The organism is Stenotrophomonas sp. CS3K5 (assembly GCF_059515225.1).
On record NZ_JCAKRX010000013.1, the window covers coordinates 1 to 24011 of the forward strand.

The 24011-nt window shown below is 68.7% G+C and carries 16 protein-coding genes; 11 read left to right on the forward strand and 5 right to left on the reverse strand.

Features of this window, described 5'->3' with window-relative positions:
- Positions 1–377 precede the first annotated feature (377 nt).
- Positions 378–926, reverse strand: coding sequence for a Dps family protein (locus AC5YGJ_RS17045; protein WP_006439098.1), 549 nt, complete (start codon positions 924–926; stop codon positions 378–380).
- A gap of 86 nt (positions 927–1012) precedes the next feature.
- Here AC5YGJ_RS17045 and hrpA point away from each other — a divergent pair, with 86 nt between their 5' ends.
- Positions 1013–5095 (forward strand): ATP-dependent RNA helicase HrpA, encoded by a 4083-nt coding sequence (gene hrpA, locus AC5YGJ_RS17050; RefSeq protein ID WP_496187221.1) that lies wholly within the window; start codon positions 1013–1015, stop codon positions 5093–5095.
- Positions 5096–5148: 53 nt separating this feature from the next.
- On the opposite strand, the gene AC5YGJ_RS17055 is transcribed toward hrpA, so the two are convergent.
- Entirely contained in the window at positions 5149–5673 is a 525-nt protein-coding gene (locus AC5YGJ_RS17055; RefSeq protein ID WP_496187222.1) for a hypothetical protein, read from the reverse strand.
- Between the two features lie 130 nt (positions 5674–5803).
- Between AC5YGJ_RS17055 and AC5YGJ_RS17060 the strand changes: the two genes are divergently transcribed.
- A complete protein-coding gene (locus AC5YGJ_RS17060; RefSeq protein ID WP_496187223.1) occupies positions 5804–7960 on the forward strand; it encodes a RelA/SpoT family protein in 2157 nt (718 codons plus the stop codon).
- 30 nt (positions 7961–7990) lie between these two features.
- A complete protein-coding gene (locus tag AC5YGJ_RS17065) occupies positions 7991–9556 on the forward strand; it encodes a hypothetical protein (RefSeq protein ID WP_496187224.1) in 1566 nt (521 codons plus the stop codon).
- Here the strand turns inward: AC5YGJ_RS17065 and AC5YGJ_RS17070 are convergent.
- A complete protein-coding gene (locus AC5YGJ_RS17070; RefSeq protein ID WP_496187225.1) occupies positions 9553–11652 on the reverse strand; it encodes a glycosyltransferase in 2100 nt (699 codons plus the stop codon). The two genes, AC5YGJ_RS17065 and AC5YGJ_RS17070, sit on opposite strands and share 4 nt — an antisense overlap.
- 96 nt (positions 11653–11748) lie before the next feature.
- Here AC5YGJ_RS17070 and mrcB point away from each other — a divergent pair, with 96 nt between their 5' ends.
- The 4 genes from mrcB to tsaB all read left to right on the forward strand — a co-directional run bounded on the left by mrcB (position 11749) and on the right by tsaB (position 18051).
- Complete coding sequence (gene mrcB, locus AC5YGJ_RS17075) at positions 11749–14187, forward strand: penicillin-binding protein 1B (RefSeq protein WP_107231802.1); 2439 nt, start codon at positions 11749–11751, stop codon at positions 14185–14187.
- Positions 14184–14720, forward strand: a complete 537-nt coding sequence (locus AC5YGJ_RS17080; RefSeq protein ID WP_107231803.1) for a hypothetical protein — start codon at positions 14184–14186, stop codon at positions 14718–14720. Before mrcB ends, AC5YGJ_RS17080 begins: the two co-directional genes overlap by 4 nt.
- A gap of 568 nt (positions 14721–15288) precedes the next feature.
- Positions 15289–17328, forward strand: a complete 2040-nt coding sequence (gene yoaA / locus AC5YGJ_RS17085; RefSeq protein ID WP_496187226.1) for a DNA repair helicase YoaA — start codon at positions 15289–15291, stop codon at positions 17326–17328.
- A 9-nt stretch (positions 17329–17337) separates the two neighbouring features.
- Positions 17338–18051, forward strand: coding sequence for a tRNA (adenosine(37)-N6)-threonylcarbamoyltransferase complex dimerization subunit type 1 TsaB (gene tsaB / locus AC5YGJ_RS17090; protein WP_496187227.1), 714 nt, complete (start codon positions 17338–17340; stop codon positions 18049–18051).
- 494 nt (positions 18052–18545) lie between these two features.
- Here the strand turns inward: tsaB and AC5YGJ_RS17095 are convergent, their stop codons facing one another.
- Positions 18546–19430 carry an energy transducer TonB family protein gene (locus AC5YGJ_RS17095; protein WP_309334347.1) on the reverse strand — a complete coding sequence of 295 codons (885 nt, stop codon included), beginning with the start codon at positions 19428–19430 and terminating at the stop codon, positions 18546–18548.
- Positions 19430–20377 (reverse strand): glutathione synthase, encoded by a 948-nt coding sequence (gshB, locus tag AC5YGJ_RS17100; RefSeq protein ID WP_107231807.1) that lies wholly within the window; start codon positions 20375–20377, stop codon positions 19430–19432. Before gshB ends, AC5YGJ_RS17095 begins: the two co-directional genes overlap by 1 nt.
- 240 nt (positions 20378–20617) lie before the next feature.
- Here gshB and pilG point away from each other — a divergent pair, with 240 nt between their 5' ends.
- The 4 genes from pilG to AC5YGJ_RS17120 are packed head-to-tail and all read left to right on the forward strand — an operon-like array spanning position 20618 to position 24007.
- Positions 20618–21019 carry a twitching motility response regulator PilG gene (gene pilG / locus AC5YGJ_RS17105; RefSeq protein ID WP_005418455.1) on the forward strand — a complete coding sequence of 134 codons (402 nt, stop codon included), beginning with the start codon at positions 20618–20620 and terminating at the stop codon, positions 21017–21019.
- A 17-nt stretch (positions 21020–21036) separates the two neighbouring features.
- Entirely contained in the window at positions 21037–21399 is a 363-nt protein-coding gene (locus AC5YGJ_RS17110) for a response regulator (protein ID WP_496187228.1), read from the forward strand.
- Complete coding sequence (locus AC5YGJ_RS17115) at positions 21399–21929, forward strand: chemotaxis protein CheW (protein WP_107231808.1); 531 nt, start codon at positions 21399–21401, stop codon at positions 21927–21929. Before AC5YGJ_RS17110 ends, AC5YGJ_RS17115 begins: the two co-directional genes overlap by 1 nt.
- A 41-nt stretch (positions 21930–21970) precedes the next feature.
- Positions 21971–24007 carry a methyl-accepting chemotaxis protein gene (locus AC5YGJ_RS17120; protein ID WP_107231809.1) on the forward strand — a complete coding sequence of 679 codons (2037 nt, stop codon included), beginning with the start codon at positions 21971–21973 and terminating at the stop codon, positions 24005–24007.
- Positions 24008–24011 lie beyond the last annotated feature (4 nt).

Here is a 24011-nt window from a genome sequence, read left to right on the forward strand (position 1 = left end):
GCTGACACCCCGCACTCCGACACCGCCCCACCTCTGACAGATTCCTCGTGCTGTTGGTGGGTGTCGACCTTGGTCGACACATCTGTCAGATATCGACAAACGAAATGGGGTCGGATCCGTTTTCCTGCGGAAAACGGATCCGACCCCAATGGCTTTGCTGGCAGATCGCGGAAAACTGTCGAAGGCGGGGTGGGTCCGGTTGCGGGGGCGTGAGCCGCATGGATGCGGCGACCGAGCCTACATGGACGTATTCACGGCGTCCCCCGCAACTGGACCCGCCCCGCCAACCCACGGATAGCCCGCTTTTGACGTTGACGTTGACGTTGCAGTTGCCTTTGCGGGTGCAGGGCGCGGCCCTGCCGAGACCCCCAAAACCCTTACTGCAGCAGGGAGCGCAGCATCCAGGCGTACTTCTCGTGGGTCTGCAGGCGCTGGGTCATCAGATCCTCGGTCGGGGCGTCGTCGCCCTTGGCCGCCACGTCCAGCACTTCACGTGCCGTACGGCAGACCGCTTCGTTGGCGACCACCAACTGGCGTACCATTTCACGCCAGTCCGCACTGTCGGTCAGGCCCGGTTCCTCGGCGATCGAGGTCAGCGCAGCGAATTCCCGGTAGGAGCCCGGGGCATTGAAGCCCAGCGCGCGGATGCGCTCGGCCACGTCGTCCAGTGCCGCCCACTGCTCGGTGTACTGCGTTTCGAACATGGTGTGCAGCGAGTTGAACATTGACCCGGTCACGTTCCAGTGGAAGTTGTGCGTCTTCAGGTAGAGCGTGAACGCATCGGCCTGGAAGCGCGACAGACCGTCGGCGATCTTCTTGCGGTCGCCCTGGGTGATCCCGATATCGATGTTCGGCGCCGACGGTGCCGCCGCTGCAAGCTTCTGCTTGCCGGTCTTGGCCTTGGTCGTGCTCTTGGTCTTCGCCATGGGGTTCCTCCTTGTGGAATCGTTGGCCTTCACAATAAACCGGTCGTGATGACTGGTCGCTTTCAAAGTTTTGAACGAACCGATTGATGAACTCTATCGATAAAAATCCATCGCCCCGCCTGCGCCAACAGCGCGCCGCCATCGACGGCGCCATGAGCCGCGACCGGGGCCGTTTGCTGGGAATGCTCTCGCGGTGCCAGGCCAAGCCACAGGATGCGGCGCTGGCCGCCACCTTCGAGCAGGCCTTGCAGGCGTCGGTGCAGCGCCGGCAGGCGCGGGCGCAGCAGCAGCCGTCCATTACTCTGGACCCGCAGCTGCCGATTGCGCGTGAAGCCGACGCGATCATCGCGCTGATCCGCGACCACCAGGTGGTGGTGATCGCCGGTGAAACCGGCTCTGGCAAGACCACCCAGCTGCCGAAACTGTGCCTGGCCGCCGGCCGTGGCCAGGCCGGCATGATCGGCTGCACCCAGCCGCGACGGATTGCCGCACGCGCGGTGGCCAGCCGCGTGGCACAGGAACTGCACAGCGAGCTGGGTCAGCTGGTGGGCTACCAGGTGCGCTTCAACGACAAGGTCAGCGAAGACAGCCGCATCAAGTTCATGACCGACGGCATCCTGCTGGCGGAGATCGCCAGCGACCGCTGGCTGTCGAGCTACGACACGATCATCGTCGACGAGGCGCACGAACGCAGCCTCAACATCGACTTCCTGCTGGGTTACCTGAAGCAGCTGCTGCGCAAGCGCCCGGACCTGAAGCTGATCGTCACCTCTGCCACCATCGACACCGAACGATTTGCCCAGCATTTCGACAATGCACCGGTGATCAGCGTCGAAGGCCGCACCTTCCCGGTGGAGGTGCGTTACCGCGCGCTGGAAGGCGAGGGTGAGCAGGAGGGCGAGCGTACGGTGAACGATGCCATCGTGTCGGCCATCGATGAAATCACCCGCCTGGATGCGCGTGGTGATGTACTGATCTTCCTGCCCGGCGAGCGTGAGATCCGCGATGCGCACCAGTCGCTGGAGCGCCGCAAGTACCGCAACACCGAGGTGCTGCCGCTGTACGCGCGGTTGTCCAACCAGGACCAGGACCGGGTGTTCAATCCGGGCCCGAACCGGCGCATCGTGCTGGCCACCAACGTGGCCGAAACCTCGCTGACGGTGCCGCGCATCCGCTATGTGGTTGATCCGGGTTTTGCCCGCGTCAAGCGCTACAGCCCGCGCAACAAGCTGGACCGCCTGCACATCGAACCGATCTCGCAGGCCAGCGCCAACCAGCGCAAGGGCCGCTGCGGCCGTATTGCCGAAGGCATCTGCTACCGCCTGTACGCCGAAGCTGATTTCCAGGCGCGGCCGGAATTCACCGATCCGGAAATCCGCCGCTCCAGCCTGGCCGGGGTGATCCTGCGCATGCTGCAGCTGGGCCTGGGCCGCATCGAGGACTTCCCGTTCCTGGAGGCGCCGGATGAGCGTGCGGTGGCCGATGGCTGGCAGCAGTTGACCGAACTGGGCGCGATCGATGCCGAGCGGCGCATGACCGCCATCGGCAAGCAGATGGCACGCCTCCCGGTGGACGTGAAACTGGCGCGCATGCTGGTGGCTGCACAGGCCGCCGGCTGCCTGCGGCCGATGCTGGTGATCGCCTCGTTCCTTGGCATCCAGGATCCGCGCGAACGCCCGCCCGAGGCGCGCGGTGCGGCCGACAGCGCGCATGCGCAGTTCGCCGATGGCCGCTCTGAATTCGTGGGTGTGCTGCGCCTGTGGGAGGGGTATCGCACCGCCCACGAAGACCTGACCCAATCGAAGCTGCGTGACTGGTGCGGTCGTCATTTCCTGGGCTTCCTGCGCATGCGCGAATGGCGCGAGCTGCACCGCCAGCTGCGCCTGCTGTGCGAGGAGCTGGGCTGGAAGGAAGAGGCCAACGAGGCGTCGATGGCGCCGTTGCTGGCCGGCAGCAGTGCGCCGCCCGTGGCGCGTGATGACGCGGCCGCAGTGAAGGCCACCCGTGGCCAGCTGCACCGCGCTGCGCGCCTGGCCCGCGAAGGCAAGGCCGAGGCCGCGCCGGCGCCGCTGGCCGTGCGTGCACAGAAGGAACAGGCGCCCGCCGGCGGCGGTTTCAGCGAGCGCGTGCGCGCTGCCGCCTACCAGACCCTGCACCGGGCGCTGGTGGCGGGTCTGCCCACGCAGATCGGCCACCGCACCGAAAAGGGTGATTTCCAGGCACCACGCCAGCGCCGCTTCCTGCCGTTCCCGGGTTCGGCGCTGTCCAAGCGGCCGCCGCCGTGGCTGCTGGCGGCCAATCTGCTGGATACGCAGAAAGTGTGGGGCATGACCCTGGCCGCGATCGAGCCGGACTGGGTGATTGCCGAACTGCCGCACCTGCTGCTGCGCAAACACTTCGATCCGCACTGGTCGCGCGCGCAGGGCCAGGTGCTGGCGTCGGAGCAGATCAGCCTGTTCGGGCTGGTGCTGGCACCGAAGAAGCCGGTGCACTACGGCCGCATCGAACCGGTGGAGGCCCACGACATCTTCGTGCGCCAGGCCCTGGTAACCGGCGAGATCAACACCCGCGCCAGCTTCGTGGCCGATAACCAGAAGGTGCTGGAGGTCGCACGCGAGGAAGAAGCCAAGCTGCGCCGGGCCGGCATCGTCGCCGATGACAACTGGCAGGCCCGCTGGTACCTGGACCGGGTGCCGCCGCAGATCCATTCGGCCGCAGGCCTGGATACGTGGTGGAAGGCACTGGCACCGGAACAGCGCAAGGCCCTGCACTGGAGCCTGGCCGATCTGCTGCCCGGCGAGGGCAGCGAGCAGGAGCGCTACCCGAAGTACCTGCCGCTGGGCCGGGCGCGGTTGCCACTGCACTACCGTTTCGAGCCGGGCGCGGACGACGATGGCGTGACCCTGGATGTGCCGCTGCACCTGCTCAACGCGTTGGACCCGGTGCAGCTGGGCTGGCTCGCGCCGGGCTTCGTGGCCGACAAGGCCTCGGCCCTGATCCGCAGCCTGCCCAAGGCGATGCGCCGCAACTACGTGCCGGCGCCGGACTTCGCGCGAGCCTTCTTCGAAGCGTTCCCGCAGCCCAGCGCCGATGCCATCACCGGCGAACTGGCGCGCTTCCTGTCACGGGCCACCGGCGCCACTGTGGCGGCCACCGACTTCGAGCCGGAGTCGATCGAACCGCACCTGCACATGAACCTGCGCCTGCGCGACGAACAGGGCAAGGTGCTGGCGACCTCGCGCGACCTCGATGCCCTGCGCGCGAAGTTCGGTGGCCGTGCCGGCGATGCCTTCGCCGCACGTGCCGGGCGCGAGATGGCGGCCGATGGGCTGCGCAGCTTCCCGGCCACGCCGATTCCGTTGCAGGTGCCTGGCGAGGCGGGCGTGCCGGCCTATCCGGCCTTGCTGGACGAGGGCGACAGCGTGGCGCTGCGCATCTTCGCCGACCGCCAGCAGGCGCAGGAGGCTCATCCGCTGGGCGTGCGCCGCCTGCTGGAAATCGCCCTGGCCGAGAAGGTCAAGCAGGCGCGCAAGCAGTTGCCGGTCGGCGCCAAGACCGGCCTGTTGTACGCGGCGATCGAATCGCAGGAACGCCTGCGCGGTGACCTGGTCGATGCGGCCATGAACGCCGTGCTGGCCGAGGGGCTGGAAGACATCCGCGAGGCGGCGGCCTTCGAGCAGCGTCGCGAGCATGCCGCCAAGGCCCTGTTCGGCGAAGCGATGTCGCGGCTGAAGCTGGCCGAGAGCATCCTGGCGCTGGTGGCCGAACTCAAGCCGATGCTGGAAGCGCCGTTGATGGGCTGGGCGCGCGGCAACCTGGACGACATGGAAGCGCAGCTGGCCGGGTTGATCCACCCCGGCTTCCTGCGTGACACCCCGGCCGACGCGTTGGCGCAGTACCCGCGCTATCTGAAGGCGATGATCCTGCGCACCGAACGCGCCAAGCGCGATCCGCCCCGCGACCAGGCGCGCATGCTGGAACTGCATCCGTTCCTGGAGGCGCTGCAGCTAGGCGAACAGCAGGGCTTGCGCGCGCGGCCGCAGTGGCAGGCGCTGCGCTGGGACCTGGAAGAACTGCGCGTTTCGCTGTTCGCCCAGGAGCTGGGTGCGCGTACCGGCATCTCGGCGAAGAAACTGGCGCAGCGGGTGGCGGCACTGCGCCAGGCGTGATTCCGGGGTGGTAGCGCCGGGCCCATGCCCGGCGCTACCGGAAAGCGGTGGCGTTACTTGGCGCGGCGCACCTTCGGCTGCACGTTCACGCCGTCCACTTTCATGTACCACACGCCGATCAGGCCCGGGCGCATGCTCACCTTCGGCGCCTGCCTGGCGCTGCCGGAGAACTGGGTGGCGTCCATCTGCTCCCATTCCTGCCCGTTCTGCAGCACGTAGCGACGGCCCTTGGCGAAGCCGCGGAACTCGCCCTGCAGTGTGCTTTCGATCGGCTCGTCGCTGCCGAAGTCGAAGAAGCCGCGGTTCTTCTTGATCACTTCCTGGCGGCCTTCCTCGCGTGCGGTGGCGACGGCCTGGGTCGTGGCGGCCTGCACCTTGCCCTGCAGCCAGCGGTTGAGCGAGGCCAGTTCGGCGGCACTGAGCTTGTCCAGGCCGGCGGCCTGGAACTCGGCCGGCGACATCTGCTGCTGCAGGTCGCCTTCCACTATGCGCTGGGCCAGTGCCGGTGTGGACAGGGACAGCAGCACGGCGGCACAGGCCAGCAGCCGTGGACGGACGCGCGGGGCAATCGAAGGCATGGCGGGTCTCTCCTGGGTGTGTGGGCGAGTGTAGCGGCATGTCTTCATGCCGGGTGATGGTGGCCGCGGTGATTGTCCCTGAACGGCGCCGGCGCTAGTGTAGGGGTCTCCGTCTTGCCTGCTCGATGCTGTGAACCGCGCTTCCGTCCCCGGCCTGGATGCCTTGTTGAACCGTCCCTCGGCAGCGGTGCTGCCTGCTCCGCTGCGCCAGGCCCTGCGCGAGCATTGGGAAGCGCCGGAATGCGACCCGCAGATGCGTGCCAGCTGGTCGGTGCTGGGTGACACCCTCGATGCGCTGGCGATGCTGTCGGCCGACGAAGGCGCGGTGGTGGCCGCACTGCTGTTCGATCTGCCCGGCCTGCGCGCCAGCCTGGAACAGTTGCCGCTGGGCGCACACAAGGCCGCCGTGGTGGGCCTGCTCGATGGCCAGGATGCGGCCGATCCGGTGTGGGCGCTGCACGCCGGGCGCGAAGCGGGACGCAACAGCGAAGGCCTGCGCCGGCTGTTGCTGGCGATCATCCGCGACCTGCGCGTGGTGCCGATCCTGCTGGCCCGGCAGCTGGCGCGCATGCGTGCGGCCGACAAGCTGGACGAGGAACAGCGCCGGGCGCTGGCCCAGCTCACCCGCGACATCCACGCGCCACTGGCCAACCGGCTGGGCATCTGGCAGCTGAAGTGGGAACTGGAAGACCTGGCCTTCCGCCATCTGGAACCGGAGACCTACCGGCGCATCGCGCGCGAGGTGGACGAAACCCGTATCGCCCGCGAACGCTACGTCGAGAACGTCAAGAAGGTGCTGTCGCGCGAGCTGGTCGCACAGGGCATCAAGGCCGAAGTCAGTGGCCGCCCGAAGCACATCTACAGCATCTGGCGGAAGATGCAGAAGAAGCGGCTGGCCTTCGACCAGCTGTATGACATCCGCGCGGTGCGGGTGATGGTGGACGACGTTGCGTCCTGCTATGCCGCGCTGGGCGTGGTGCATGCGCTGTGGGCGCCGGTACCGAGCGAGTTCGACGACTACATCGCGCGGCCCAAGGCCAATGACTACCGTTCGCTGCATACCGCCGTGGTCGGCCCGGAAGGGCGCACCATCGAAGTGCAGATCCGCACCCATGAGATGCACTCGCAGGCCGAGCTGGGCGTGGCCGCGCACTGGAAATACAAGGAAGGCGGCAAGGGCGCGGAGAAGGCCTTCGATCGCAAGATCACCTGGATGCGCCAGCTGCTGGAGCAGGCCCAGGACGGGCAGGGCAACGAACTGGCCGGCGCGCTCGATGCCGAGCTGACCGAAGACCGCGTCTATGCGCTGAGCCCGAAGGATGAGGTGCTGGATCTGCCGCAGGGCGCCACCCCGCTCGATTTCGCCTACCAGGTGCACACCATGGTCGGCCATCGTTGCCGCGGGGCCAAGGTCAATGGCCGCATCGTGCCGCTGACCTATCGCCTGCGCAGCGGTGACCGCGTGGAGATCCTGACCGGCAAGGAGGCTGACCCGCGCCGCGACTGGCTGATGCCGGCGCTGGGCTTTCTGGCCAGCAACCGCTCGCGTGAGAAGGTGCGCAGCTGGTTCCACAAGCTGGACCGCGCGCGAAACGTGCAGGCCGGGCGCGAGCTGCTGGAACGCGAACTCAAGCGGTTGGGGCTGCAGCACTCGGACCTGGCGTTGGCGGCGAAGAAATTCCATGCCGACAGCATCGATGATCTGTACATCCAGGTGGCGCTGGGCGATACCGGCCCCAACCAGGTCAGCCGGGCGCTGCTGGAAGCAGAGCGTGCGGCCAGCCAACCGGCGCCCGCACCGACCCTGCCGCGCCCGACCGCGCGCCGCGAGAGCCTGGGCAAGTCCAAGTTCACCGTGCAGGGCGTGGGCAATCTGCTGGTGCAGCTGGCGCGCTGCTGCCAGCCGGTGGCCGGCGAACCGATCGTCGGCTACCTGACCCGTAGCCGGGGTGTCACCGTGCACCGTGCAGACTGTGCCGCGCTGGCCCGCCTGGCGGCTACCAGCCCGCAGCGCATCCTGCCGGTGGAGTGGGGTCAGGCCGGCGGTGGCTATGAGGTGGATGTGGTGGTCGATGCAGTCGACCGCCGCTGGCTGCTGAAGGACATCACCAACCTGATCGCTCAGGAAGACGCCTACGTGCTCGATATCCACAGCGACAACGTGCGCAACAGCGGCCGGGCCCATCTGCGGCTGCGCCTGAAGGTGAGCGACTACGGCCAGTTGTCGACCCTGCTGGGCAAGCTGGATGCGCTGCCGGGCGTAAGCGAGGCGCGTCGCCTCGGCTGAGCTTCACGCTGCCCCGGCTACCCTGCACGCATGGAACGCGAGCCTACGCATCGCCCGCATGGCGCTGAACATCCGGCGCTGGACCGCGTCCGCCGCGAAGGCCGTTGGTGGTGGCTGCAGGCACGCCATGCGCGCCGGGTCTGGCGCTGGGCGCTGGTCGCGGCGCTGGCGGTGTTCGTGTTGCTGGTGCTGCTGCGTGGACCGCTGGCCGACTGGTTCTGGGATGAGCCACAGATTGAACAACTGCTGGCCGAGGGTGACCGTGCGCTGGCCGCAGGGCGCCTGAGCGAGGCGGATGGCAGTGGCGCGCGCGAGCGCTACCAGGCCGCACTGGCGCTTGATGGTGACCGCCTGCAGGCACGCCAGGGCCTGGCGCGTACCGGTGCGGCGGCGCTGCAGCAGGCGCGTGACCGGCTGCTGCGCGACGACCTGGAAGGCAGCGCGCAGGCGCTGGCGTTGGCCCGCGAACTGCAGGTTCCGCAGGCAGAGGGCGACGACGTGGCGCGCCAGCTGCAGGCGCGGCGCAGTGCAGGCGTGGGTATCGGCGCATTGCTGGCGCAGGCACGCAACGCCTTCGCGGCGGGCCGGCTGGATGATGGCGACAGCAGTGCGCTGCCCTTGTTCCAGCGCATCCTGGCCCTGCAACCGGACAACCTGCCGGCCCTGGAAGGGCGCGAGGACGCACTGAGCGATCTGCTGCAACAGGCGCGCGCGCGTGCTGCGCGTGGGGCGCTGGCCGAGTCGGCGGCGATGCTGCTGCGCGCGCGCCAGTTCGATGCCGGGCATGCCGATCTGCCGGCCAGTCAGGAAGCGCTGGCACGGGCCGTGGACCAGCGGCTGCAGCGGGCACATCGCGCACTGCGGCGGCAGCAGCTGGACGCGGCGGCCGAGGGGTTCCTGGCCGTGCTGGCGGCGGCACCGGACGATGCCAACGCCCAGCGCGGCCGCGAGCAGACCCTGCAGGCGGTGTTGGCGCGCAGCCAGACGCTGGCCAATGACTTCCAGTTCGAGGCCGCACAACGCGACGCGGCGCTGGCGGCGGCACTGGGTGCGTCCACGGCGGCACAGCAGCAGCTGGCGCAGCGGCTGTCGCGCGCGCAGCAGGCCCAGCACGCATTGCAGCAGCCCCGCCTGGGCACTGCGCAGCGCGAGCGCCAGCTGCGCGACCACCTGCGCAGGATCGAGCGCGCCGAGGCCGCCGGTCAGTGGATCAGTCCTCCCGGCCACAGTGCGTTCGACGCGCTGCGCGAGGCGCAGTCGCTGGCGCCGCGGGACGCACGGGTGAAGGCCGCCGCCGCGCGGTTGCTGCCCGCCAGCCGCCGCTGCTACGACGACAACCTGCGGCAGAACCGCGTGCAGGCGGCGGGGGCCTGCCTGCAGGCCTGGCAGACCTTGTCGCCGACCGCCTCCGGTCTGCCCTCCGCGCGCCTGCGGCTGGCCCAGCGCTGGCTGGCAATCGGCAGCGAGCGGCTGGGCAGTGGCGATGTGGCGTTTGCGACCCACGCCGCCGAACAGGCCCGCCAGCTGCAACCGGACCTGGCCGAACTGCCCGCGTTCGAAGACCGCCTGCGCCGCGCCGGCGCACGCGCCGATTAGGCGAAGAACACCCGCTGTACGGTCGCCCGGGCCGCATCGAGCGAGAAATGCTCGGCCACGTTGGCCAAGCCGGCATCGGACAGCTGCTGCCACAGCTGCGGGTCCTGGTACAGGCGCACCACCGCCTCGGCGAAGCCGGCGGCATCGTCGGCCACCAGAACATCCTGGCCGGGATGCAGGTGCATGCCTTCGACCGCGCAGGTGGTGCCCACCACCGGTTGGCCGTGGGCCATGCTCAGATTGATCTTGCCCTTTACGCCGGCACCGAAACGCAGCGGCGCGATGGCGATGCGCGCGCCGTCCATGTAAGGCGTGATGTCTTCGACGAACCCGTGCATCTGCACGCCCGGCTGGCGCTCGGCCAGCGCCCGCAATGCATCCGGTGCGGCTGCGCCGATGCAGTGCAGGCGTACCTCCGGCAGGCGCTCGCGGATGCGCCCGAACACTTCGCCGATGAACCAGGTCATGCCATCCAGGTTCGGCGGGTGGCGGAAACCGCCGACAAAGACCAGGTCGTGGCGCTGGTTGTAAGGCGCGCCGGCGCCGGCCACTTCGTGCAGGTTGGAGATCAGTTCCACGCGCACGCCGGGCGCATCGGCCTGCAGCTGCTCACGCTCGGCGGCGCTGACCAGTACGGTGATGTCGCACTGCTCCATGACCGCAAGCTCGCTGCTGCGCGTGCGCTCGGCCGCACGCAGCAGGGTGGCATCGCCGGCGACTTCGGCGCCACGGCGTTCGCGCAGGTAATGCAGGTCGACGGTATCGAACACGGTGCGCGCCTGCGGGGCGTAACGCTTGAGCAGCGGCAGGCACTCGTGGGCCACGTGATGGCGCACCAGCAGGGCCACATCAAAGCGCGCGCCGTGATTGCGCAGCCAGCCGGCCACACCGTCCAGGAAGGGGGCGTACCACACCTCCACGCCCATCCGCTGCAGCGCTTCGGTGGCGGCACCGGCATGCTCGCGCCGGGTCGGCACGAACACCACATGGGCACCGCCCTGCAGCAGCAGGCGGATCAGATTGACCTGGCGCAGCGAGCCGGAATCGCGGTCCGGCTGCGGGACTTCTTCGTCCAGGATCAGTACCTGGCGGCGGCCACGCAGCAGCAGTGCCGGCGAAGGCACTTCACCGACCGCCGGATGGCGGGCCAGTTCGGCCGCCCACTTGGCCGCGAAGATGGCCTGGTTGCGCACCTGGTAGGCCTTTACCCCGCTGCCGGTGTCGGTGCCATTGCTGGTGCCTTCGTCGTGGATCACCCGGCTGGCCGGCTGCACCAGCACCCGCAGGCCCTGTGCGCGCACGCTGAAGGCCAGATCGGTGTCTTCGTAGTAGGCCGGCCGGTAGCGGGTGTCGAGGCCGCCCAGCTGTTGCCAGAGTGCACGCGGCAGCATCACGGCGGCACCGGAGCAGTAATCGACGTCGCGCAGGCTGGCAAAGCGCGGGTCGTCGGCGGCCTCGAAGCGCCCGTAGCTCCAGCCGCTGCCGTCGGCGAAGATCACCCCGCCCGACTCCTGCAGGCGGCCGTCCGGGTACAGCAGCTGGCTGCCGACCAGACCGGCGTCGGGCACGCTGCCGAAGGTGTCCAGCAGGGCATCCAGCCAGCCCGGCTGCGGCACCGTATCGTTGTTGAGCAGCACCACATAGCGGCCGCGTGCGCGCGACACACCGTCGTTGCAGGCATCGATGAAGCCGCCGTTGTGCGTGCGCACCTCGTAGCGCAGCCCGGTCACCTGCGGCATCCAGTGCGTGGTGGCATCGCTGCTGCCGTCATCCACGACCAGGATCTCGCACGCGGCGGCCGGCGGATGCGCCGCCAGCGCGCGCAGGCAGGCCAGGGTGTGCTCGACGTGGTTGTAGACCGGGATGATGATGCTCACCATCGGTGTTTGGCTGAACGGCACCGCGAACGGCGCGAACGCCTGGGCCGGTGGCAGGTACAGCGGCGTGCGCGGGGCGGGGACGGCGCGCTGGGTATGGACGCGGATGCGTTGCCAGGTCGCCCGCCAGCCACGGGTGCGCAGGCTGGCCAGACTGCGCCGGGCCAGGCCGCTCAGGCGGTTGATCAGGTATCGGATCTCGGCCAGGGACATCGCCATCCGGTTGCAACTCCAGCTTAAGCAGGGGAATCGGCGGGAATCCGCCAGCCGCAGTGGCTGGGGTAGACTCGCCAGACCTTACATTCTCGCATTCCCGTGCCCCGACGCTACGATTCCGACGACATCGACGATTTCGACGACGACCCGCAGGACGGTGGCCCGCTGTGGCGGCGCCGGCTTATCACCTGGAGCATGGCGGCGGTCGCGCTGGGATTGGGCTTCCTGATTCCGTACACGCTGTACCTGAACCAACAGGTGACCCAGCGCTTCGGCGAGCTGCGCTGGCAGATCCCGACACGGGTCTACGCGCGCCCGCTGGTCCTCACGCCCGGCAAGGCGATGGATGCGGCCACGCTGAAGACCGAACTGGCGGCCTCGGCCTACCGCGATGACGGGCAGGGCAAGGAGCCGGCCACCTATGCGGTGAACGGCGGGCGCTTTGTCATCTCCAGCCGCGGCTACAACGATGTCGACGGCCGGGTGGCCCCGCGGCGGGTGGAACTGTCGCTGGCCGACGGTGGCGTGGCCTCGCTGCGCGATGCCGACAGCCGCAAGGCCCTGAAGGCCGCGCGGCTGGACCCGGCGCGCATTGCCACGTTGTATGGCCAGAAGCAGGAAGAACGCCGCCTGATCCGCATGGACGAGGCGCCTGACCTGCTGGTGACCGGCCTGCAGGCTGTGGAAGACAAGGACTTCAACCGCCATCACGGCATCGACCTGTCCGGCATCGCGCGCGCGGTGTGGGTGACCGTGCGCTCCGGCGGCCAGAGCCGCCAGGGCGCGTCCACGCTGACCCAGCAGCTGGCCCGCAGCGGCCTGCTCGGCATCGGCAAGGAACAGACCGTCACCCGCAAGTTCAACGAAGTGCTGTACGCGCTGATCATGGAAGCGCGCTACGACAAGCGCACCATCTTCGAGGCCTACCTCAACCAGGTGTACCTGGGCCAGCGCGGCAGCCAGGCCATCCACGGCATGTCCTCCGGCGCCGAGTTCTGGTTTGGTCGTGACCTGCAGTCACTGGAAACCGAACAGATCGCACTGCTGATCGGCCTGGTGAAGGGGCCGTCGTTCTACGATCCGCGACGCAACCCCGAACGCGCGCTGGACCGCCGCAACTTCGTGCTGGGCAAGCTGCACGAGGCGACACTGATCGACGATGCCGAGTACCAGCGCGCCCTGAAGGCGCCGCTGGGCGTGCCCAAGACACCGGGCCTGGTTGCGGCCAACCGCTTCCCGGCCTATGTGGATCTGGTCCGCCGCCAGCTGGGCCATGACTATCCGGAATCGGCGCTGCAGGGCGCCGGCCTGAGCGTGATGAGCGGCATGTCACCGTCTGCCCAGGCCTATGCCGAAGGTGCGGTGACCCGTACCGTCAAATCGCTGGAGAGCAAGCGTCGGCCCGAACTGCAGGCCGGCATGGTGCTGACCGACGTGCACAACGGTGATGTGCTGGCGGTGATCGGCAGCCGTGAGGTCTCCGAGGTCGGCTTCAACCGCGCGATCGAAGCGCAGCGTCCGGTGGGTTCGCTGCTCAAGCCGTTCGTGTACCTGCTGGCGCTGGCGCAGCCGGACCGCTATTCGCTGGCCAGCTGGGTCGACGATTCGCCGGTGACGGTGCAGCTCGGCCGTGGCCGCAACTGGAGCCCGGGCAACGCGGACAACCGCAGCCATGGCACCGTGCGCCTGATCGATGCGCTGGCCCATTCCTACAACCAGGCCACGGTGCGGGTGGGCATGCAGGTCGGCCCCGAACGCGTGACCCAGCTGATCCACGTGCTGGCCGGCATCAAGGCCGAGGCGAACCCCGCGGTGATCCTCGGCTCGACCGACCAGAGCCCGTACGCGATGGCGCAGCTGTACCAGTTCCTGGCGTCCGGCGGCGAGATCCAGCCGCTGCATGCGGTGCGTGGCGTGCTCGATCCGCAGGGCAAGCTGCTCAAGCGTTATGACAAGACCCCGGCGCCGGCACAGGAAGGCGACTCGATCGCCGCCAACCTGATCAGCGTCGGCCTGCAGCAGGTGGTATCCAGCGGTACCGCGCAGCGCCTGAATGCCGACGGGCTGGGCCGGCTGCAACCGGCCGGCAAGACCGGTACCACCAACGATGGCCGCGACAGTTGGTATGCCGGCTACACCGGCGATCACCTGGCGGTGATCTGGATCGGCAACGACCAGAACGAGCAGGCCGGGCTGTATGGCGCCACCGGCGCGATGCGGGTGTGGTCGGGCATCTTCCAGCGCCTGCCGAGCGCGCCGTTGCGGGTCAGCAACAAGGGGCTGGACTGGCAGCCGGTGGCGGCCACGGGCATCAACAGCACCGACGACGGCTGCCCCGGCGCACGCCGCTTCCCGTTCGTGGTGGGCTATGCGCCCGCCTATGCGCCGTGTGCGCCCGCCGTTTCGCCCGAGGCCCAGGAGGGTGCCGAAGGTGAGGGCGGGGGCTGGCGCAGCTGGTTCGGCCTGGATCGCAAGCCGGACCCGCCCGCAGAACCTGCCGCAGCCCCGGCTGCGGCCACTCCCCCTCCGAGCCGATGAAACCGATGAACATCCGAAACCTGTTGCACCCGCTGTCCGTGGCTGGACTCAGCCTGGCCCTGGCTGCCTGCGTGAGCAGCGCACCTCCGGTGGTCAAGCCGGTCGCCACCACCACCCCGGCGCAGCGACTGGCGGCGGTCGAGGCAGCGGCGGGTCCGGACGACAAGGAGTTGTCGGTGCAACCACTGCGTGATTCGCAGGTGGAGGATCTGCGCTTGACCGCACAGGCACAGCGCCAGGCCAGCGATCTGGCCGGTGCGGCCAGCAGCCTGGACCACGCGTTGCAGATCGTGGCCGACGACCCGGCAGTGCTGCAGGAGCGTGCCGAGCTGGCGCTGCTGCAGGGCCAGTGGGCGCAGGCGGAGACATTTGCGCGCAAGGCGGTCGATCTGGGTTCGAAGACCGGTCCGTTGTGCCGCCGGCACTGGGCGACGATCGAGCAGTCGCGCCTGGCGCGCGGCGAGAAGGAGAACGCGGTGTCGGCGCATGCGCAGATTGAAGGTTGCACGGTGCCGGGGATCAAGCGGTACTGAATTTCCAGCCAACGGCGCAGCCCCTCGTGGCTGGCTGCTTGGCCGCCGAAAGCAAAAGCTGCGCTTGGCCGGGCGGGATGGGTTCGCGGGGGACGCCGTGAACCCGACCTTGGGGGCTTGGCCGCGGCATCCATGCCGCGGACACCCCCGCGAACCCACCCCGCCCGGCCTCTGACAGTTTCCGTGTGCTGCCAGCCACGGAAAAGAAAAAGAAAATCAAGAGCGGGTCGCGCGCTGCGCGCGCTCGCAGTAATCCATCTTCTTTTCCCGTTCCTTCCACCGCTTCCGAGCTGCCAGTAGAGCAGGCTCGACGCTACGAAGCGCGTCGCTCCGTCACTGGGAAACTGTCGAAGGCGGGTCGGGAGGGGGGCAGGCAGGACCGTTGGCGCCATGGATGGCGCCATCGAGCCCCCATGGATGGGTTTACGGCGTGTCCTGCCTGCCCCTCCCGACCCGCCCAGCACGTAGAAACCCAGAGCCATGAACCACGCTGTTGCCGTTGCCGTTGCTGGTGCTCTGTCTTGAAACGGGTGCCGGGCAGCGCCCGGCCGGGTATCCTTTCCCTCTGATGTCCGACCTTGTCCATGCCAGCCGCCAAGCCCTCAGCGACGGCGGCGCGCTCGCCTCGCACCTGGACGCGTTCGTTCCGCGCCCGGCCCAGCTGCGCCTCACCGAAGCCATCGCCGATGCGCTGCAGCAGCGCGACCTGCTTTTGGCCGAGGCCGGTACCGGCACCGGCAAGACCTTTGCCTATCTGGTGCCGGTGCTGTTGTCCGGCCTGCGCACCATCATCTCCACCGGCACCCGCGCGCTGCAGGACCAGCTCTACCACCGCGATCTGCCGCGTGTGCGGCAGGCACTGGGGGTCGGCCTGCGCAGTGCGCTGCTGAAGGGGCGCGCGAACTACCTGTGCCGCTATCGCCTGCAGCAGGCGCGCGGCGAACCGCGCTTTTCCAGCCCCGAACAGGCCGCGCAGTTCCAGCGCATCCTTGCCTGGTCCGGTCGCTCGGAGTTTGGCGACATCGCCGAGCTGGACGGGCTGGCCGATGATTCGCCGCTGCTGCCGATGGTCACCTCCACCGTCGACAACTGCCTGGGCACCGACTGCCCGTTCTGGGACGACTGCTTCGTGGTGCGCGCCCGCCAACGTGCGCAGGCCGCCGACGTGGTGGTGGTCAACCACCACCTGCTGCTGGCTGACCTGGCGTTGAAGCAGGACGGTTTTGGCGAGCTGCTGCCGGGCGCGCAGGCCTTCGTCATCGACGAGGCGCACCAGTTGCCGGAGCTGGCCGCGCAGTTCTTCGGCGAGGGCTTCGGCATGCGGCCCTGGCAGGAACTGGGTCGCGACTGCCTGGCCGAGGCACGCGGCGTGGGCGGCGCGCAGTCGGCCCTGCAGGAGCCGGTCGATCAGCTGCAGCAGGCGCTGCTCGCATTGCGTTCGGCGATGGAAGGCCTGCCGCCGCGCGGCACGCAATGGCGTGCGCTGGCGATGCCCCAGGTGCGCGAGGGCTTCGATACGGTGATGGCCGGCCTGGTGACGCTGGAACAGGCGCTGCAGCCGCTGCGCGAAGCGGCTGCAGGCCTCGATGCCTGCCATGCGCGTGCGCGCGAAGCGGTTTCGCGATTGAGCCGATGGCTGGGCGATGACGAGCCCACACTGGACTTCGACACCGATCCCACCGAAGTGTCAGGTGCGGCCGATGTGCTCTGGTACGAGCTGACGCCGCGTGGTTTCCGCTGCCAGCGCACGCCGATGGATGTGTCCGGCCCGTTGCGCGAGCATCGCCAGCGCAGCCGCGCGGCGTGGATCTTCACCTCGGCGACACTGACCGTCGGCGGTGGTTTCGATCACATCGCCACGCGCCTGGGCCTGGATGATCCGCACACGCTGGTGCAGCCCAGCCCGTTCAACTGGCCCGAGCAGGCGTTGTGCTACCTGCCCGAGGGCCTGCCTGATCCCGCCGCACGCGGCTTCGGTACCGCGCTGATCCAGGCGTTGCGGCCGGTCCTGCAGGCATCGCAGGGCAGGGCGTTCCTGCTGTTCGCCTCGCACCGTGCGCTGCGCGAAGCGGCCGAAGCGCTGCGTGACGGACCCTGGCCGCTGTTCGTGCAGGGCGAGGCGCCGCGCGCCACCCTGCTGCAGCGCTTCCGCGAATCGGGCAATGGCGTGCTGCTGGGCTCGGCCAGCTTCCGCGAGGGCGTGGATGTGGTCGGTGAGGCGCTGAGTGTGGTGATGATCGACAAGCTGCCCTTCGCCGCACCGGACGACCCGGTGTACGAGGCGCGGCTGGAGGCGATCCGCAGCCAGGGTGGCAATCCGTTCCGCGACGAACAGCTGCCGCAGGCGGTGATCGCGCTGAAGCAGGGCGTCGGTCGCCTGATCCGCAGTGAGAGCGACCGTGGCGTGCTGGTGCTGTGCGACCCGCGCCTGCTCAACCGCGGCTACGGCCGGGTCTTCCTCGATTCGCTGCCGCCGTTCCGCCGCACCCGTGCCCTGGCCGATGTGCAGGCCTTCTTTGCGCCACAATGGGCCCCCTTGGCCGATGATGCCGTACCGGCCGCCCCTGCGGCGGACCCGGCGCCCGGTGCCACGTTCCCCCTGTTCTGACCTGATCCGATGAAACTGCTCGCCTTTGAAACCGCCACCGAAGCCTGTTCCGTTGCCCTGCATGTCGATGGGCAGGTCCTGGAACGCTTCGAGATCGCGCCGCGCCGGCACGCCGAGCTGAGCCTGCCGTGGGCCGAGGCGCTGCTGGCCGAGGCCGGCATCAGCCGTCGTCAGCTTGATGGCATCGCGCTCAGCCGTGGTCCGGGCGCCTTCACCGGCGTGCGCCTGGCCATCGCCATTGCGCAGGGCATCGCACTGGCGCTGGACCGCCCGCTGCTGCCGGTCTCGACGCTGCAGGTGCTGGCGTTGCGTGCGCCGGCCGAACAAACACAGATCCTGTCGGCGATCGATGCGCGGATGGGCGAACTGTATGTGGCGCGCTTCGAGCGCGTGGATGGCTTGCCGGTGGCGCGCGATGCCGAGCGCGTATGTGCACCGGATGCGGTGGCGCTGCCCGATGGCCTTTCGGCCTATGGCGTCGGCACCGGCTTTGGTGCGGCCGACGGCGCGCTGGTGGCGCAGTTGGGTGATGGCCTGCGCGGTTTCGACGCTACGGCATTGCCGCGGGCATCGGACGTGCTGGCGCTGGCGGTGCCGGCGTTCGCGCGTGGCGAGGCGATCGCACCGGAGAAAGTCGAGCCGGCCTACCTGCGTGACAACGTGGCGCTGACCCTGGTCGAGCAGCAGGCGGCGCGCGAGGCCAAGGCGAAGGCCAACGGCTGAGCCCCTCGTGGCGGGCGGTTCGTCGCGTAAATCAAATGCCGTGGTTTGGCCGGGCGGGTGGGCTGCGCAGGGGACGCCGCAAGTACGTCCCTGTAGGCTCGGTCGCGCCATCCATGGCGCTCACGCCCCTGCGCAGCCCACCCGCCCGGCCACGGACAGTTTCCGTGTGCGTCCACCACGGAAAATCAAGAAAGAAAAACAAAGTCAAAGGCGGGTCGCTTCGCTCGCATCCACGCATGGCGTGGATGTGTCGACCAAGGTCGACACCCACCAACAGCAATGAGGCGCGGCGATCTGCCGGAGGTGGGGCGGTGTGGGCTTGCAGGACCGTTGGCGCCATGGATGGCGCCATCGAGCCCCCCTGGATGGGTTTACGGCGTGTCCTGCAAGCCCACACCGCCCCGCCAAGCCCAACATCCCGACCGCTGCTTTGGCTGTTGCCGTTGCTCTGGCTTCGCAGCGGGTCCCGGGCCGCAGGCCCGGGCAACAAACCCCTACCGGTCGTCGCGCAGTTCGCCGCCGGGCAGGAATACCCAGGTACGTGTGACCTGCAGGATGTCGATCGCATCTTCGGTCTTTGGCAACGGCGGGAACGGCTGGGCCAGCTTCACCACCCGCAGCGCCGCTTCATCCAGCAACGGCGTACCGCTTGAACGCAGGATGCGGCTGCTCTCCACGCTGCCATCGCGGCGCACGCCCACGCTGATCACCACCTGGCCACCCAGCCGGCGTTGCCGCGCCTCGTCCGGATAGTTCAGGTTGCCCACCCGCTCGGCACGGTCCACCCACGCCCGCAGGTAGTTGGCATAGGCATATTCGCGCGTGCTGGCCGACACGAACTTGCGGTTCGGGCGTTTGGCGTACTGTGCCGAGCGCAGATGCACCTCGGCCGCCAGCCGTGCCATCTCCGCATCGCGTTGCTCGCGCGCGGTCAGGGGCGCATCCGGTTCGGGCTGGTCAGGTGTCGGCCGGGCCTGGGCCTGGGCCACCGTTTCCTCGCCATTGCGGCTGCTGACCACGCGGGCCTGCGGCGGCGGGACGGGCGCGGCCGCCTGTTGCTGCTGCGGTACCGGGCTCAGACCCGCCTGCGCCTGCGGCACGATGCCGGCCTGGTTGTCACGCGGTCGCTGCGCGCGGTCATGCTCGCCACCGCCCTCCTGGTTGGCCGCGGCCAGGAAATCGGCCTGCTTCGGGGTCAGTGCGGTGCGCGTCTGGCTGAAGATCACCTCCAGCGTCGGCACCAGCGGCGCGTCGCCCTTCACTGCAAATCCCACGCCCAGGATCAGCAGCGCGTGGACCAGCACCGACAGCGCGATGGTCGCCCCCAGCCGCTGCGCTTCGCGTGGCGGCGGGGGCAGGACGGCAGACGCGGCGTGCATCAGCGCAGGCCGGCCTCGAGTGCGTCGAACAGGGTGCCGGCGATGTTCAGGCCGTACTGTGCATCCAGCTCGCGCACGCAGGTCGGGCTGGTCACGTTGACCTCGGTCAGGTAATCGCCGATCACGTCTAGACCGACGAAGCGCATGCCGCGGCGCTTCATCTCCGGGCCGACCTGGGCGGCGATCCAGCGGTCGCGCTCGCTCAGCGGGCGGCCTTCGCCGCGACCGCCGGCGGCCAGGTTGCCGCGGAACTCGTCACCTTGCGGGATGCGCGCCAGGCAGTAGTCCACCGGTTCGCCATCGACCAGGAGGATGCGCTTGTCGCCGGCGCTGATATCGGGAATGAACTTCTGCGCCAGCGCCAGCTTGCGGCCGCCGTCGGTCAGCGTTTCCAGGATCACGTTCAGGTTCGGATCGCCCTGGCCGCTGCGGAAGATCGAGCGCCCGCCCATGCCATCCAGCGGCTTCAGCACGGCCTGGCCGTGTTCCAGGGCGAAGGCCTTCAGCGCCTTGGCGTCGCGGCTTACCAGGGTCGGCGGGCAGCACTGCGGGAACAGCAGGGCGGCCAGCTTCTCGTTGTAGTCGCGCAGCCCCTGCGGGTTGTTGACCACGCAGGCGCCGGCGGCGGCGGCCACGTCCAGCACCTGGGTGTCGTAGACGTATTCGGCGTCGACCGGCGGATCCTTGCGCATCAGCACGATCTGGCCGGGGCCGAATTCGGTACGGCTGAATGCGCCCAGCTCATACCAGCCGGCCGGGTCGTCGCGCACCTGCAACGGCGCGGTCTGGGCCACCGCCACGCCGCCTTCCAGGGCCAGTCCGCCCGGCCGCACGTAGTGCAGGGCATGGCCGCGGCGCTGGGCTTCCAGCAGCATGGCGAAGGTGGTGTCCTTGGCGATCTTGATGTGGGCGATGGGGTCCATCACCACGATGACGTTCAACGGCATGGGCGCACCTGTCAGGCAAGGCGTTGATGGTAGCGGCAACGCCGCCTGCGTGCCTGCCTGCCGCACCGCAACGCAGCGTCCGCCTGGCGGCAGCGCAGTCATTGCGAACCCGGTCACGTTCAGCAGGGCGCCACGCCCCGCGTGGTGGGGCGGCCTTGAAGCGGGCGCGGAAAGTGCGATATAGATACGCTTTCGTAGCGGCCCCCGCCAAAGATCGGGCCGTTCGCTTGGGGATAGGCAATGACTGAAAACACGACTGCGGGCGGGGAACTCGCAGGACTCCGGGTGATGGTCATCGATGATTCGAAGACCATCCGCAGGACTGCGGAAACGCTGCTCAAGCGCGAAGGCTGCGAGGTGGTCACCGCCACCGACGGCTTCGAGGCGCTTGCGAAGATCGCAGACCAGCAACCGCAGATCATCTTCGTCGACATCATGATGCCGCGCCTGGACGGGTATCAGACCTGCGCGCTGATCAAGGGCAACCAGCTGTTCAAGGCGACCCCGGTGATCATGCTGTCGTCCAAGGATGGCCTGTTCGACAAGGCGCGGGGACGCATCGTCGGCTCGGAGCAGTACCTGACCAAGCCTTTCACGCGCGAAGAACTGCTGGGTGCCATCCGCACATACGTCAACGCCTGACCAGGGGGAAAGGCACAATGGCTCGTATCGTCCTGATCGAGGATTCACCGACCGACCGCGCGGTGTTCAGCCAATGGCTGCGCCGTGCCGGCCACGAAGTGCTGGAAGCGGACAACGCCGAGGACGGCCTGCAGCTGGTGCGTGACCAGGTGCCGCAGCTGGTGCTGATGGACGTGGTGCTGCCCGGCATGAGTGGTTTCCAGGCGACGCGGGCGATGGCCCGTGACGCGGCGATCAAGCACATCCCGGTGATCATCGTCAGCACCAAGGCGATGGAAACCGACAAGGCCTGGGGGCTGCGCCAGGGCGCGGCCGATTACATCGTCAAGCCGCCGCGCGAGGATGAATTGATCGCGCGGATCAGCGAACTGGTGACCTGATGCGCTCGCCCTTCGATATCCTGGAAGCCTACGAACGGCGCAGCCTGGCCCATGCGGTGCAGCTGCCCGAACGCCAGTTCGCCCAGGACCTGTGGCGTGGCGTGGGCTACCGCGTCGGCCAGCGCCGGCTGGTGTCCGATTTCCGCGAAGTGGTGGAGATCGTGCCGATGCCGCCGGTCACCGCGGTGCCCTGTGCCCAGCCCTGGCTGCTGGGCGTGGGCAACCTGCGCGGCAACCTGTTCCCGGTGGTGGACCTGAAGTACTTCCTGGAAGGCACGCGCACCGTGCAGCAGGAAGGCCAGCGCGTGCTGATCATGCGCCAGGCCGGTGGCGACGTTGCACTGACCATCGACGAACTGTTCGGCCAGCGCAGCTTCGAACAGGACCAGCAGATCGCGGCCGGTACGCTGGCCGAAGGGCGTTATGGCCACTTCGTCGATCGTGCCTTCCATGCCGACGGCCATGACTGGGGCGTGTTCTCGCTCTCGCTGCTGTCGCGCACCCCTGAATTCCGGCAAGCCGCGGCCTGAGGCCGGGCATCGCCCCCTGCATTGAAGATCGAGGTTGAACGATGAGTACTGCTTCGGACGCCACCAAGACCGGCAAGCTGCGGCTGGGCGGCAGCAACCTCTGGTTGTTCCTGCTGCTGGCATCGATGATCCTGTTCGGCGTCAACACCGGCGTCGCCACCTGGCAGGGCAGCCGCCTGGCCGACGCCGGCTCCAAGGCCGCCGATCTGCAGGTGCTGTCGCAACAGCTGGCCAACCAGGGCCGTGATGCCGTCGGCGGCAACGCCCAGGCCTTTACCGCCTTCAAGGCCACCCGCAACGCGATCGAACAGAATGTGTCGACGCTGCAGGGCCGTTACGGCAAGGAACCGGGCGTGTCCGGGGCCATCGCCAAACTGGGCGAAACCTGGGCGCCGCTGGGCAAGCAGGCCGGCCAGCTGGTGGCCAGCGAGCCGGCGGTGCTGGCCCTGGCCGGCAATGCCAACAACTTCACCGGCGCAGTGCCGGGCCTGCAGGCCCAGCTGAACGAGCTGGTGCGCGCGATGTCCGCCTCCGGTGCGCCGTCGGCCCAGGTGTACAGCGCACTGCAGCAGGTGGTGGTGGCCGGTTCGATGGCCCGCCGCGTGACCGAAATGCGCGCCGGCGGCAGCGCTGCGGCGACCTCCGGCGACGCGCTGGCACGTGATATCACCGTGTTCTCGCAGGTGCTCGATGGCCTGCGCAACGGCAACGAGGAACTGGGCATCACCGCCGTGCGCGGTGCCGCCGCCGTGGCCGCCCTGGAGCAGTCGCAGCAGAAGTGGGAAGCCATGAAGCAGGACGCCGATGCGATCCTGGCCAGCTCGCGCCAGCTGTTTGCGGCGCAGTCGGCGGCCACCGCGCTGGGCCAGGGCTCGGCGCACATGCTCGATGACAGCCGCAAGCTGTTCGATGCCTTCTCCTCGTTCGGCTCGGTGTCCGACACCCGCCTGTTCCCGAACTTCTGGATCGGCGTGGTGTCCGGTGCGCTGTCGCTGATCGCGATCATCGGCTTCGTCTCCACCAACGTGCGCAGCCGCTCACGCGAGCAGGAACTGCGCTACCAGACCCAGGTGGAGTTCAACAGCCGCAACCAGCAGGCGATCATGCGGCTGCTGGACGAAATCTCCTCGCTGGGTGAGGGTGACCTGACCGTCAAGGCCTCGGTGACCGAGGACATGACCGGCGCCATCGCCGACGCGATCAACTACGCCGTCGATGAGCTGCGTCACCTGGTGACCACCATCAACGACACCTCGGCCAAGGTTGCCGTGTCCACCCAGGAAACCCAGGCCACGGCCATGCAGCTGGCAGAGGCTGCCGGCCACCAGGCCAACCAGATCACCTCGGCCTCGGACCGCATCGGCGAAATCGCGGCGAGCATTGAACAGGTGTCGCGCAACTCGGCCGAGTCGGCCGACGTGGCACAGCGCTCGGTGGTGATCGCCGCCGAGGGTGCCGGCGTGGTGCGCGAGACCATCCAGGGCATGGACCAGATCCGCGACCAGATCCAGGAAACCTCCAAGCGCATCAAGCGCCTGGGCGAGTCGTCGCAGGAAATCGGCTCGATCGTGGAACTGATCAACGACATTTCCGAGCAGACCAACATCCTGGCGTTGAACGCCGCCGTGCAGGCGGCCTCGGCCGGTGAAGCCGGCCGCGGTTTCGCGGTCGTGGCCGACGAAGTGCAGCGCCTGGCAGAACGTACCTCGGGTGCGACCCGACGCATCGAGAACCTGGTGCAGGCCATTCAGGCCGATACCAATGAAGCGGTGACATCGATGGAGCAGACCACTGCCGAAGTGGTGTCCGGTGCGCGCCTGGCTGAGGACGCCGGCACCGCGCTGACCGAGATCGAGCGCGTGTCCAACGCCCTGAACACCCTCATCAAGAACATCTCCATCGCCGCCCAGCAGCAGTCGGCCGCGGCGTCGGACATCACCCGCACCATGGGCGTGATCCGGCAGATCACCGGCCAGACCTCGCAGGGTGCCGGGCAGACCGCCGAGTCGATCGGCCACCTCGCGCAGCTGGCGGCGGACCTGCGTCGTTCGGTCGCCGACTTCAAGCTGCCGGCGTGACGCG